A 13,199-nucleotide genomic window follows, 5' to 3' on the forward strand; every position below is an offset into this window, starting at 1 on the left:
ACGTCAGCTCCCCCGCCCGCCTGTGGACAAATCGATGACGATGCGTTTGAGTCGCCAGGGCAACCACAACGCATCGACATCGGTCCCCGCCGGAGGCGGGCTCGGGTGGTCAGCGGCGGAGGCGGCGCCAGAGGACGACGAGAGCCAGCACGCCGGCCCCGAGGGCGAGGTACTTGCCGTAGGCCTTGACCAGGGCCGGCAGCAGCGTGGTGCCGAGGTCGAGGGGCTCGTCCTCCGCCTCGGACGCGGCCGACCTGCTCGCGGCGGCCGGCTGAGGGATCTCCTCCGTATTCTCCGTGCTCTCCGCCGCGGCGGGACCGAGCTTCGTTTTCAGGCAGTCGACGAACTGATCGAGCAGCTTGTCACTGACGTCCTGGATCATTCCCCGTCCGAACTGCGCCGGCTTTCCGGTGATCGAGAGCTCTGTCTCCACCCGCACCCGGGTGCCGTCGGGATCCTCACTGAGCGTGGCCACGACATCGGCGCCGGCCGTGCCGTTGCCGCGTTTGTCCTTGCCCTTCGCCTCGATCGACATGCGGTGGGCGGTCTCGTCCTTCTCCACGAAGGTCCCCGAGCCGTTGTACACGAGTGCGATCGGGCCGAGCTTGACCTTGACCGAACCCTCGAAACCGTCCTCATCGGCCGACGCGACGGTCGCCCCCGGGAAGCACTGCGCCACGGACTCGATGTCATTGAGTGCCGTCCAGGTCTCGTCGACCGTGGCCGGAACCGTGAACTCATGGGTCAGCTGCATCGCCATCTCAGACCTCCGCCGCCGCGAGCACCGCACGACGCGTGAGCACCGAGGCCAGATGCCGGCGGTAGTCGGCATCCCCGTTCAGGTCCGTCGGTGGGTTCGTGCCATCAGCCGCGGCGGCCGCCGCCTGCCGTATGACCTCCTCGCTGGCCGGCATCCCGACGAGGGCCTCCTCGACCGCCCTCGCCCGCACGGGGGTGACATCCATATTCGTCAGCCCGACCCGAGCCTCGGCGATGGCGCCCCCAGCGGTGCGCACGGCGGCCGCCACCGCGACGATCGGCCACTGATGCGCCACCCGCACGAACTTCTCATAGTGGCCACCCCAGCCCGTATGCTTCGGGATCCGCACCTCGACCAGGAGCTCGTCATCGGCCATCGACGTGGTGAAGAAGTCGTCGAAGAAGTCGTCCGCGGCGATCGTGCGGCGGCCGCCCGGACCCGCAACGAGGAACTCCGCGCCGAGCGCGAGCACGGGCGCACCCAGATCGCCGGCCGGATCGGCATGGGAGAGCGCCCCACCGAAGGTGCCACGATGTCGCACCTGCGCGTCGGCGAGGTGCTCGATGGCCTTGGCGATCAACGCCACGTGCTCCCTGACCAACGGATCGCTGCTGACAGTGTGGTGGGTCGTCGTCGCGCCGATCACGAGCGCGTCACCGTCATCGCGGATACCGCGCAGCGCCTCGATACGGCCCACGTCGATGAGCACCTCGGGGGCGTTGAGTCGCATCCGCAGCACCGGTAGCAGGCTCTGCCCACCGGCGATGATCTTGGCATCATCGCCGTGCTCGGCGAGGGCGGCGACCGCCTCGTCGAGCGTGGTCGGGGCCAGATAGTCGAAGTCGGCGGGGATCATCGTGACGCTCCTTCCGTCGCGGCGGCCGCTTGGATCGCCTGCCACACCCTCTGCGGTGTACAGGGCATCCGCACATCGTCGACGCCCAGGTGCCGCACCGCATCGACGACCGCGTTGACCACGGCGGGAGTCGAGGCGATCGTGCCGGCTTCGCCGACCCCCTTGGTGCCGAGCGAATTGGTCAGCGAGGGTGTCACGGTGTGACCGAGATCGAAGTCGATGGTGTCGGCCGCGGTCGGCAGCAGATAGTCCACGAAGGAACCGCTGACGAGGGTGCCGGCATCGTCATAGACGGCCTCCTCCCAGAGTGCCTGCGCGATGCCCTGGACCAGGCCGCCGTGCACCTGACCGGCCACGATCAGCGGGTTGATCACCGTGCCGACATCGTCGACGCAGGTGTACTTGCGCATCCTGACGGCACCGGTCTCGGTGTCGACCTCCATCGCACACAGATGGGTACCGTGCGGGTAGCTGAAGTTGACCGGGTCGTAGGTGGCATCGGAGTCCAGCGACGGCTCCATATCGTCCGGGAGATCGTGCGCGGCGAACACGGCGGCGGCGATCTCCCCGATCGCCATGCCCTGGCCCGTGCCGCGCACGTTGAAGCGGCCGGCGGAGAACTCGATGTCGTCGACCGAGGCCTCGAGCAGATGCGCGGCGACCAGCTTGGCCTTCGCGATCACCTTGTCGGAGGCCCTGACCAGCGCCTCGCCGCCGACCACGAGCGACCGGGACCCGTAGGTGTCCAGTCCCTTGGCGGCGATTTGCGTGTCGCCGTGCAGGACCTCCACGGCCTCGAACGGGACCCCGAGCCGGTCCGCGACGATCTGGCTGAAGGCCGTCTCGTGTCCCTGGCCGTGGGCCGAGGCGCCGGTGATCACCTCGACCGTCCCGGTGGCGAGCATGCGCACGGAGGCGTGCTCCCAGCCGCCGGCGCCGTAGTCGAGAGATCCCAGAACCCGCGACGGCGCGAGGCCGCACATCTCGGTGAAGGTGGAGACGCCGATGCCGAGCTGGACAGGATCGCCGCTCTCGCGGCGGCGCCGCTGCTCGGCGCGCAGCTCGGCGTAGCCGAACTTCTCCTTGGCGAGGGCGGTGGCGGCCTCGTAGTTGCCGGAGTCGTACTCCAGGCCGGCGACCGTGGTGAAGGGGAACTCCTCGTGCCCGATCCAGTTCTTCTCGCGCACCTCCAGCGGGTCGACGCCCAGTTCGGCGGCCAGCTCGTCCATCATCCGTTCGATGCCGAAGGTGGCCTCGGGTCGACCAGCACCGCGATAGGCGTCCGTCCATGTCTTGTTGGTGAGCACGGTCTGACACGCGAAGTGATAGGCGGGGAACTTGTAGATCGCGTTGAACATGAACGCCCCGAGTACCGGCACGCCACCGCCGACGACGGCGACATAGGCTCCGAGGTCGGCCAGCAGCTCGACCTTCAAGCCGGTGACGGTGCCGTCCTTCTCGGCGCTGAGGGTGAGCTTCTGCCACTGGTCGCGGCCGTGGTGACCCGCCACCAGCGATTCGGACCGGGTCTCGGTGTACTTGACCGGCTTACCGAGCCGCCGGGCCAGCGCCCAGACGACCCACTCCTCCGGCGTGGTCTGCAGCTTGCCGCCGAAACCACCGCCGACATCCGGCGCGATCACCCGGATCTTGGACTCCGGCACGCCCGTGGTGGCGGCGAGCGCGAAGCGCACGATGTGCGGGATCTGCGTGGCGGACCACATCGTGAGTTGCTCGCCGGTCGGATCGACCACGACCGAGCGCGGCTCCATGAAGGCCGGGATCAACCGCTGCTGGCGGAACTCCCTTTCGATGACGACGCCATCAGCGCGGGCCTTGGCGATGGCCTCCTCGACATCTCCGCCGGTGCCGGCATCGGCGGAGTCGAACACCCAGAGGGCCGATTTGTTGGTACCGAGGTCGGGGTGGGCGATGGGACCGCCGGTCTCGTCAGCGGTCGCGGCCTCCTTGAGGTCGAGCGCGGCCGGCAGTTCCTCGTAGTCGACGTCGACGAGCTCGGCGGCGTCCCGCGCCGCCGTCGCCGTCCTGGCGACCACGACCGCGACGATCTCTCCGGCGAAGGCGACGCGGTCGGCCGGCATCGGCGAATGCGCCGGGGTGACCTGGTCGGGCGTGATGGGCCAGGCGTTGATGCAGGCGCCCAGCTCCTCGCCGAAGTCCGCCCCGGTGAACACGGCGGTCACATTGGGTGAGGACGCCGCCTCACTGGTGTCGATGCCGACGATCCTGGCGTGCGCGAAGGGACTGCGCACCATCGCCACGTGCAACATGCCCGGCAAGGTGATGTTGTCGGTCCAGCGGGTGCGCCCGGTGATCAGGCGCTGGTCCTCCTTCCGGCGACGATCGCGACCGATCTCGGCGACGGGGGCCTCCTCGACGGCGGTCATGACCGCACCTCCTTTGCCGCGGTGCGTACGGCTTCGACGATGTTCTGATAACCGGTGCAGCGGCAGAGATTGCCCTCGAGGCCGATCCGGATCTGCTCCTCGCTGGGATCGGGGTTCTCGGCGAGGAGGTCGACCGACTGCATGATCATGCCCGGTGTGCAGTAACCGCATTGCAGGGCGTGGCATTCGTGGAACGCCCTCTGCACGGGATGGAGCTCGCCGTCGCTGGCGAGCCCCTCGATGGTGGTGGCCTCGGCTCCGTCGGCCTGCACGGCGAGGACGTTGCAGGACTTCACGCTCTGCCCGTCGAGGTGGACGGTGCAGGCGCCGCAGTTGCTGGTGTCGCAGCCCACCACGGTGCCCGTCTTGCCGAGGGTCTCGCGCAGGTAGTGCACCAGCAGGGTGCGGGGTGCGACATCGTCGCTGACCGTGGCTCCGTCGACGGTCATCGTGATCCTGGTCATGGGGCGCCTCCTGAGCGTCGTCAGTGTGATGTGCCTCACAGTAGAACGCGGCAGGTTGGCGAACGGTTGGCAAGGGAGCCCTTAGTCACCGCGAAGAGGTGACCCCCGCCTCCACCCCCCTGACCACGAGTGGTGCAGATTCGCCCCCGAAACGCCGATGTCAGGGCGAATTCGCACCACTCGTGGTCGGATATGCACCACTCGCCGTCACCGGGTCCACGGGGTCGCTCACCGCGGATGACGTGACCGAGCGACGGCGAGGCGAGCCTTCAACAGGGCACGGCTGGGATGGGGTGCCGAGCCCATGGCCCGTAGGCCCGCCTCGATGACCTCGCCGTCGTGGGGGACGAGCTCGCTGTATCGCACGACGGCCACCGGGTTCGGATCGGCGAGCAGCGCCTCACGTATCGCGACCGCGACGACCTCGCCCAGCTCCATCAACACCGGGGAGTCGGTCCCGGGCATCAGGTCACCACCGTAGGCGTGGACCGCCTCGCTGACCCGTCCGGCCCGGAGCAGGTCGAGCACGGTCTCGACATCGGTCTGCACGGGCATCATCAGCCGGTACGGCCGCGACGCCAACTGCCCGGCGAGAGCGCTGCGCAGGTGTGAGACCTCGACCTTCAAGGTGGAGAGCGTGACCGCGGCATCGCCGTAGAGCAGCGCGTGCAGCTGGTCGAGACTGAGGCCGTCGGGGTGCAGCGCGAGCAGGGCGAGGATCTCGGTCTGCCGCCGGCTGAGCAGCAGTCGCGTCCCGTCCAGCCGCACCGCGACGGCGCCGAGCAGGGTGAGATCCAGCCCCGGCTCTCCGAGCTCCGGCTCGTCCGCGGCGGCAGGAGCACCGCGCACCGGCAGAGCGGACTCGACGAGCCGGGCGAGCACCCGCGCCGTGGCCAGCCCGATCGGATGGGTGCGGTCCCAGGTCGTCGAGAGATCGATGACCCCGAGCTGCTCCCCCGTGACGGGGTCGTGCACCGGGGCCGCCCAGCACACCCAGTTGTGCACCATCGGCGCATAGTGCTCAGCGCTGAACACCATGCTCGGGGCGCCGAGCCGATTGGCCAGGTCGAGCGCATTGGTGCCGACGGAGCTGTCGTCCCAGCGACCCGCCGGAACGAAGTTGACGCTCTCGGCCTTGCGACGCATGACGCGACCCCCGTAGGTCCACAGGATCCGGCTCTCGGGATCGGTGATCGCGACGACGAGGTCGCCGTCCTCCGCGGTGCGGCGGAGCTCGGCCTCGATCCGTTCCACCGCGGCCTGCAGAGGCGACTCGCGCCAGTAGGCCAGCGCTTCGCCCTCGTCGGACAACGGCGCTTCCCCGATCCGGTCGACGGCGGCCCGCTCGGAGCGCCGCCAGCTGCTCAGGATCTCGGGCCGCACCAGGTCTTCGGCCGCGTCGCCCTGCTCGACGAAGGACGTCCAGGCGCGCATCGCCCGCACGCGCATCGCCTGAAGCTCCGCCTGCTCCATGGATCAACTCTAGCCAGATGTGGCCAGTTGTGGCCGGTTTCGATCCCCTGGGATGGGCCACAACTGGCGAGATCTGGGACGGAGTCGCGCGAGGCTAGCCCAGCAGGATGCCGGGGTTGAGGATGCCGGCCGGGTCGAGCTCGCGCTTGGCCCCGGCGAGCGCCGCGGCGAAGAGGTCGGGACGCTGGCGGTCGTACCAAGGCCGGTGGTCACGGCCGACCGCGTGATGGTGCGTGATCGTGCCGCCCGCCGTGTTGATCGCCTCGCTCACCGCGGCCTTGATCTCGTCCCACTGCTCGACCGTGCTACCCCACGTGCCCGCGGCGTAGATCCCGAAGTAGGGGGCGGGTCCGTCGGGGTAGACGTGCGTGAACCGGCAGGTGACCACGCCGGGCAGTCCGAGCGAGCGCATCGCCGCCTCCGCGGCGGTCGTGACCGCGGCGCGTAACTCGTCGTAGCGATCCCAGGTGCACGCGGTCTCGAAGGTCTCGACGATCATGGACCGCGCCGCGAGCGCGTCGCGCTGGTAGGGCATGCGCAGGAAGGCCGATCGCCAGGCATCCGATGCTCCGCTGCGGGCGACTGCGTCGGCGCTGCCGGTGTAGCGCGGTGGCTCGGCGAGGACGCCGCCCTGGTCCCGGCAGATCTCGACCGCACGCTCCATCCACGGCTCCAGCGGATGGTCGGCGGATTCGAAGCCCAGCACGAGGATCGCCGAGGACGCACCCGCGTTGATGGTCGCCTCGGTTGCGTCGAGGAAGCGACAGTTCGCCGGTTGCAGTCCAGACTGGGTGATCGCGCGCACCGCCCGCACACCGGCGGCCTCGTCGGCGAAGGAGACGGTGGCAGCGGCACGCCAGCGCGGGCGTTCCCGTATCCGCATCCAGGCCCGCGTCACGATGCCGAGCGCGCCCTCGGACCCGAGGATCAGCCGATCCGGTGAGGGCCCCGCTCCCGACCCCGGCAGCCGTCTCGACTCCATCGTGCCGCTGGGCGTGACGGTCCGGATCGACTCGACGAGGTCGTCGATGTGCGTGGACCCGGTGGCGAAGTGGCCGCCCGCACGAGTCGCGATCCACCCGCCGAGGGTCGAGAACTCGAAAGACTGCGGATAGAAGCGCAGGGTGTGGCCGTGGGGGCGCAGCTGCGCCTCCAGCGCCGGACCGAGCACCCCGGCCTCGATCAGCGCCGACTGGCTGGTGTCGTCGACCTCGAGCACCCGCGACATCGTCCGCAGGTCGAGGCTCACCGCTCCCGCATCGTGGTCGAAGCGCGGTTCCACGCCTCCGACCACCGAGGTCCCTCCGCCGAAGGGCACCACGGCGATGCCCGCCTCGGAACACCAGTCCAGCAGCGCGACCACATCCTCCTCGCTCCGCGGCCGGGCGACGAGATCCGGCACGTGCTCGACCTGCCCGAGCAGGGCCCGCACCACATCACGGAAGGCCTGGCCGTGCGCGTGCGCCAGCCGGTCGACATGATCATCGGAACAGAGGTGTGCGAGGCTCGCCGGAGCCTCGACCCGCGAGGCCGGCACGGCGATGCTGCGCGGCTCCGGAGGCTCATGTGCAGTCAGATCGGCTCCGGGAAGGAGCTGAGCGACGGTCGCCGCCAGGTCGTCGGCATCGGACCGACTCAAGGCGTCCTCGGTCGTCCCCCATCCCCACCACGAGCGGCCCATCGCCCACCTCCTGATCTGACACATGAGTAAGTTACGTAGGCGTCAGTCCACCGTAGACTGGCGTCATGCGCAAGCCCCCTCCTCCACGTGTGGGCACGAAGGGCGTCCCTAGGGCCGACCGGGAGGCCGAGATCCTCGATGCGGCCTGTCGCGAGTTCGGCGAGCAGGGCTACCGGCACGCATCCGTCGCCCGAATCGCCGCCGCCTGTGAGATCTCGCGGGCCCTGGTCTACGAATACTTCGGATCGCGCGACGGGCTGCACGCGGCCTGCGCCCGCTTCATCGGCGATCCGCTGGTGGCCGCCGTCACCGCCGCGCAGACCAGCGCGGACCCTGATGAGCGCGCCCGGGCGACGATCACCGCGATCCTGACTCGCCTGGAGGAGCGCCGCTTCGACTGGCAGGTGATCTACGACCCGACCGTCCCGCCGGATGCCGCCGGCCACGATCTCCTCCAGGACTATCGCGCGGCACTGAACCGCCTGGGAGCCGAGGGGGTGCGCGCCGTGAGCGACACCACCGACGATCTGGACCTCAGTCTGCTGACCCAGCTCTGGTATGGAACCGTCACGTCGACCATCGCGTGGTGGCAACGCCATCCCGAGGAGACCGCCGCCTCGCTCGCCGAGCGGTGGCAACGGCTCCTCGCGATGCGGTGACGGGGAGAGGCCCCATCGTCACCGCTCCCGGACCGCACGGGTCGTCGCAGCTAAGGTGGCAGCGTGAGTGCTGACGAGGGTCGCGGACGCATCGCGCGTTGGATGCTCCCCGGGGGTACGGAGCCCGATCCCCGGTTCACGCTCGCCAACGAACGCACCTTCCTGGCCTGGATCCGCACGGCGCTCGCCTTCATCGCGGCGGGCGTCGCCCTCGAGGCCTTCGGCGGCGACCTCTTCCACGACGACCTCCGGCTGGCGGCCTCTCTCACCGCCGTGGTCATCGGCCTCGTCATAGCGGTGACATCGCTCTTCCGCTGGCGCCGGGTCGAATCGAGCCTGCGGCACCAGACACCCCTGCCGTGGCCGGCTCTGTTGCCGCTCTTGGCACTCGGCACCGCCCTCGCGGCCGGTGTGGTGCTCGGCCTGGTCCTCGCCTGACGGTGATGGTGAGATGACCGCGGAGACACAGCCAGAGCGCACCACGCTCGCCTGGTCGCGCACCACGCTGGCGCTGCTCATGGTGAGCGCCCTCTTCCTGCGATGGCTGCCGACCGCCGGCTGGATCGCCATCCTCCCGGTGGTGGTGAGCGCCCTTTTCGCGCTCGCGATCGTGACAGCGCGGCGGCGCGAGCCGATGCCGCTGATCGAGACGGCGGCCGACCTCGCCATCGCCCGCATCACGCTGACCACCTTCGCGACCGCGCTGCTCGCGGTGACCGCCCTCGTCACCGTGTCGTTCGCCTGACCGCTGGCCCTCCCCGACTGGACCGCAATGTGACATCATCGATGTCATGGTCAACCCACCCGCCTTGAGCGACGTCACCCACCGCGACGTGCTGGTCGGCGAGGTCCGGCTGCATATCGCCGAGGCCGGCACCGAGCATGCGGGGCCCACCCTGGTGCTCGTACACGGCTGGCCGCAACACTGGTGGATCTGGCGTGAGGTCCTCCCTCGATTGGCGCAGCGGCATCACGTGGTAGCCGTGGACCTGCGCGGACACGGCTGGAGCGAAGCGGTGTCGCCCGAGGCCGGAGCCTACGACAAGCGCGTCATCGCCCGCGAGCTGCTCGAGCTGTGCGACGTGCTCGAATTGGACCGGCCCGTGCTCGTCGGGCACGACTGGGGCGGGTGGGTGTCGTTGCTCGCCGCCTCCATCGCACCCGGACGAGTGCGCGGTGTGGTCGCGACCGCGATCATCGCCCCTTGGGCGCCGATCCCGTGGCGCGACCTATGGCGCTTCGGTTATCAACTCATCGCCGGCGGACCGCTCGGCTACGCCGCCCACCGACGGTTCAAACAGCGCTTCCTGCGTCTGGTCTTCAAGCTCGGCGCAGGCGGTGGCCGCCGGCTGACCACCGATGAGAAGAAGGTCTATCTGACCCGCTACCGCGACCCGGCCCGCGTACGGGCCGGCGTCGCCATGTATCGACAGTTCCTCCTCCATGAGATGCCCGATCTCCGGCGCGGCCTCTACACGAGCCGGCCGCCCGCCGATCTCCCGGTGCTGCTGCTGCCGGGGCGCGACGATGCCGTGCTGACGCCGCGCCTCGTGCGCCGTGCCGAGGGACCCTCCGTCGAGGTGAGGACGATCGAGAACGCGGGGCACTGGGTGCCCGAACAGCGGCCGGACGCGCTGGCCGAGCAGATCGAGGGTTTCGTCGCGGCCCTGGCAGACTGAGCGGGTGCTGTCGCCCGGCGTCTGGATCCCCCTCGCAGTCGCCATCGGGCTGTTCACGGTCAGTGTCGTGCGGGAACCGCGGCGTCTGCGCCCCGCCCTGTACCTGCTGATCGCCGTCCAGCTGGGCGTCCTCTCCCTCCTGGGAGATGTCCTCGACCTCGCGTCGCGCTGGGGTGATGACCTCACCGCCGCATGGATCCTGCTCGGGCTGCTGCTCGTCGGCGTCCTGACGGTGAGCATCCTCGGGGTGTTCCTGGTGGTGAACGGGGTGACGATGCTTCGCCGGGAGGGGCGCGGCCCAGCCACGTTCGTCTCCCTCGCACTGGGTCTGGTGGTCGTGGGCTATGTCGCCCTCGCGGCGACCGCCGTGTCGGGGACCGCGCCGCGGGCGATCGCGTGGACCTTCTTCCTCGGTCTCCCGTTGCTCTATCTCGGCTGGGTCTTCACGGCCTTCCTGCTGTACTCCTCGATCTATCTGTGGTGGAACCGTCGCTGGGGAAGGCCGGTTGACGCGGTGATCGCCCTGGGCGCGGGGTTACGCCGCGGCGAGGAGATCACCCCGCTGCTCGCATCCCGGCTCGACCGAGCCCGGGTCGTTGCCGAGCGCTCTCGCTCCGCGGGTCGAGATCCGGTCATCGTCGTCTCGGGGGGACAGGGCCCCGACGAGCGCATCAGTGAGGCCGAGGCGATGGCGCGCTATCTGTCGGACCAGGGGGTTCCGGAGACTCACCTGCTGCGCGAGGACCGATCGACAACGACCGAGGAGAATCTCGCCTTCTCCGCCCGTGTCCTCGCCGACCGGGCGCCCCGACGGGTCGCGGTAGTGACGAATAACTACCACGCCTTCCGTGCCGCCACGCTGATGCGCGGCGCGGGCCTGCCCGGCTACGCGGTCGGATCGCCCACCGCGCGGTACTTCTGGCCGAGTGCGACGGTCCGGGAGTATCTAGCTCTCTTGCGCGATCATCGCTGGATCAACGGCGTCATCCTCGCGGTGCTCTCGCTGCCGATGTTGTGGTCGATCGGCTACGCCCTGCTCGACGGCGTCCGCAGGTGAAGTCTCCCGCACCGCGCGCCCGCGGGCGGTGACTTACGCACCTCTCGAGCTCGTCGGCGGTGGGCTACGCACCTCTCGACCCGATTGAGAGGTGCGTAGGTCACCGCAGCCACGTGCGGGATCACGACCGACCGTGTGGGCCGGTGCGATGATGAGACGGTGAGCCTCGACTCCTTCATCGCCGGCCTGCCGAAGGCCGAGCTGCACGTCCATCACGTGGGCTCGGCGTCACCGCGCGCCGTCGCCGAGTTGGCCGCCCGCCATGCCGGCGACACTCCGGTGCCGACTGACCCGGGACAGCTCGCCGAGTACTTCACCTTCACCGATTTCGCGCATTTCATCGAGGTGTACCTCTCGGTCGTCGACCTGCTGCGCACCCCCGAGGACATCTGGACCCTGACCTACGAGGTCGCCCGCGATCTCGTCGGCCAGAACGTGCGCTACGCCGAGCTGACGATGACGCCGTACACCTCCATCGTGCGGGGCATCGCAGCCGAGGCCTATGTCGAGGCGATCGAGGACGCCCGACGTACTGCCGAGCGCGACCTCGGCCTGACGCTGCGCTGGTGCTTCGACATCCCCGGCGAGTCCGGCATCGAGGCCGCCGATGTCACCCTCGACACCGCGCTGCGGCTCCGGCCCGAGGGGCTCGTCTCGTTCGGCCTGGGAGGTCCGGAGATCGGCGTGCCGCGACCCCAGTTCGCCCCGCACTTCGAGCAGGCGGTGGCCGTCGGACTCCACTCCGTCCCGCATGCGGGTGAGTCCACCGGCCCGGAGACGATCTGGGACGCGGTCCGACACCTGCGCGCCGAGCGCATCGGCCACGGGATCACGGCGGCCGAGGACCCGGAGTTGCTGGCGCATCTCACCGAGAACCACATCGTGCTCGAGGTCTGCCCGACATCCAATGTGCGCACGCGCTCCACGCCCTCACTCGACGAGCATCCGCTCCCGGCGATCGTCGCCGCAGGCGTGCCGGTCACCATCAACTCCGACGACCCGCCGATGTTCGAGACGACGCTGAACCATGAGTACGCCATCGCCGCGGACCTGCTCGGATTGGACCGGCGCGGGATCGCCGACCTCGCGCGCGCCGCGGTCGAGGCGAGCTTCGCACCCGAGGAGGTCCGGTCGGGACTCCTGCACGAGATCGCGTCCTACGCGGGTTGATGACCCGCCTGCAGTGGTACACGCTGACGATCGCCGCGTTCGCGCTGGTGGCCTGCGGCGGGGAGGAACAGGGCGTCGGCGCTCTGCGGGGCGGCGTGGTCGACTACCAGCTCGGCGGCGCCTACGAGCCGGACGACGAGGTCACGATCGTGGTCCGCGATCGCACCGACGAGCCCGACCCGTCGCGCTACTCGATCTGCTATGTCAATGCCTTCCAGACCCAACCGGACGAGCGCGACACGATCGCACGGGAGCATCCCCAGCTGCTGCTGACCGGGCCCGATGGACCGGTGACCGACCCGGACTGGCCCGATGAGCAGCTCTTCGACCTGTCCACGTCCGAGCTGCGGAATGAGGTGCTCGGGATCGTCGAGCCGTGGATCGCCGGATGCGCCGAGGACGGCTTCGCGGCGGTCGAGGCCGACAACCTGGATGCCTGGACCCGCTCGCAGGGTCTCTACACGCGTGAGGATGCCGAGGCCTTCTCCGAACGGCTCACGGAGCTGGCCCATGAGCACGGGCTCGCGATCGGCCAGAAGAATGCCGCGGAGGTCGACGGGCCCTCGCTCGGCTTCGACTTCGCCGTCACCGAGGAGTGCGCCGTCTTCGACGAATGCCGCACCTTCTCCGATCTCTACGGCGAGCGGGTCATCGAGATCGAGTACACCGATAACGGCCGCGAGGCCTTCGTCGAGGCCTGCCGCGACCGCTATGACGAACACCCGATCACTCTGTGCGACCGCGACCTGGTGCGGGCCGGCGAGAAGGGCCACGTCTTCGAGACCTGCTGAGTGAGCGTCAGCCGTCGATGCTACTGCCGATAACGCGCATCGTCGCGAGGACATCACCGGATACAGACGCGCCATGAGGGCGCTGAGCTCATCGGCCCGCCCACGCGTGAGCGCGGCAGGATCGGCGAGCCGGCGCTCGTCGCGTAGCCGATCGAGCAGCGCGGAGTCGCGGAGACCGAGCGCATGGGTCGTGACGGCGAT

Annotated in this window: 13 protein-coding genes; 7 read left to right on the forward strand and 6 right to left on the reverse strand. The window is 69.6% G+C overall.

What is annotated here, in order from left to right:
* Positions 1-109 precede the first annotated feature (109 nt).
* The 6 genes from BHE97_RS01275 to BHE97_RS01300 all read right to left on the reverse strand — a co-directional run bounded on the left by BHE97_RS01275 (position 110) and on the right by BHE97_RS01300 (position 7,642).
* Positions 110-760: an SRPBCC family protein gene (locus BHE97_RS01275; protein ID WP_236757475.1), complete on the reverse strand. Its 651-nt coding sequence runs from the start codon at positions 758-760 to the stop codon at positions 110-112.
* A 1-nt stretch (position 761) separates the two neighbouring features.
* Positions 762-1,616 carry a xanthine dehydrogenase family protein subunit M gene (locus BHE97_RS01280; protein WP_087622212.1) on the reverse strand — a complete coding sequence of 285 codons (855 nt, stop codon included), beginning with the start codon at positions 1,614-1,616 and terminating at the stop codon, positions 762-764.
* Positions 1,613-4,024 (reverse strand): xanthine dehydrogenase family protein molybdopterin-binding subunit, encoded by a 2,412-nt coding sequence (locus BHE97_RS01285; RefSeq protein ID WP_087622213.1) that lies wholly within the window; start codon positions 4,022-4,024, stop codon positions 1,613-1,615. Before BHE97_RS01285 ends, BHE97_RS01280 begins: the two co-directional genes overlap by 4 nt.
* Positions 4,021-4,488 carry a (2Fe-2S)-binding protein gene (locus BHE97_RS01290; RefSeq protein WP_087622214.1) on the reverse strand — a complete coding sequence of 156 codons (468 nt, stop codon included), beginning with the start codon at positions 4,486-4,488 and terminating at the stop codon, positions 4,021-4,023. The genes BHE97_RS01285 and BHE97_RS01290 overlap by 4 nt, the downstream gene beginning before the upstream one ends.
* A gap of 228 nt (positions 4,489-4,716) precedes the next feature.
* A complete protein-coding gene (locus BHE97_RS01295) occupies positions 4,717-5,961 on the reverse strand; it encodes a histidine kinase (protein WP_087622215.1) in 1,245 nt (414 codons plus the stop codon).
* 94 nt (positions 5,962-6,055) lie between these two features.
* Complete coding sequence (locus tag BHE97_RS01300; RefSeq protein ID WP_201791260.1) at positions 6,056-7,642, reverse strand: FAD-binding oxidoreductase; 1,587 nt, start codon at positions 7,640-7,642, stop codon at positions 6,056-6,058.
* Positions 7,643-7,707: 65 nt separating this feature from the next.
* Between BHE97_RS01300 and BHE97_RS01305 the strand changes: the two genes are divergently transcribed.
* From BHE97_RS01305 to BHE97_RS01335, 7 genes are all read left to right on the forward strand, one after another.
* Positions 7,708-8,301, forward strand: coding sequence for a TetR/AcrR family transcriptional regulator (locus BHE97_RS01305; protein ID WP_087622217.1), 594 nt, complete (start codon positions 7,708-7,710; stop codon positions 8,299-8,301).
* Between the two features lie 63 nt (positions 8,302-8,364).
* Positions 8,365-8,739, forward strand: coding sequence for a DUF202 domain-containing protein (locus BHE97_RS01310; protein ID WP_201791261.1), 375 nt, complete (start codon positions 8,365-8,367; stop codon positions 8,737-8,739).
* Positions 8,740-8,752: 13 nt separating this feature from the next.
* Entirely contained in the window at positions 8,753-9,046 is a 294-nt protein-coding gene (locus BHE97_RS01315) for a DUF202 domain-containing protein (RefSeq protein ID WP_087622218.1), read from the forward strand.
* Between the two features lie 46 nt (positions 9,047-9,092).
* A complete protein-coding gene (locus BHE97_RS01320; RefSeq protein ID WP_087622219.1) occupies positions 9,093-9,980 on the forward strand; it encodes an alpha/beta hydrolase in 888 nt (295 codons plus the stop codon).
* A gap of 4 nt (positions 9,981-9,984) precedes the next feature.
* Positions 9,985-11,037: a YdcF family protein gene (locus BHE97_RS01325; protein ID WP_087622220.1), complete on the forward strand. Its 1,053-nt coding sequence runs from the start codon at positions 9,985-9,987 to the stop codon at positions 11,035-11,037.
* Positions 11,038-11,196: 159 nt separating this feature from the next.
* Positions 11,197-12,207 carry an adenosine deaminase gene (locus tag BHE97_RS01330; protein WP_087622417.1) on the forward strand — a complete coding sequence of 337 codons (1,011 nt, stop codon included), beginning with the start codon at positions 11,197-11,199 and terminating at the stop codon, positions 12,205-12,207.
* Positions 12,207-12,998 (forward strand): endo alpha-1,4 polygalactosaminidase, encoded by a 792-nt coding sequence (locus BHE97_RS01335; RefSeq protein WP_087622221.1) that lies wholly within the window; start codon positions 12,207-12,209, stop codon positions 12,996-12,998. Before BHE97_RS01330 ends, BHE97_RS01335 begins: the two co-directional genes overlap by 1 nt.
* The last annotated feature ends 201 nt before the right edge of the window (positions 12,999-13,199 follow it).

The sequence above is a fragment of the Aeromicrobium sp. PE09-221 genome, assembly GCF_002174305.1.
In the GTDB taxonomy this organism is placed as follows: domain Bacteria; phylum Actinomycetota; class Actinomycetes; order Propionibacteriales; family Nocardioidaceae; genus Aeromicrobium.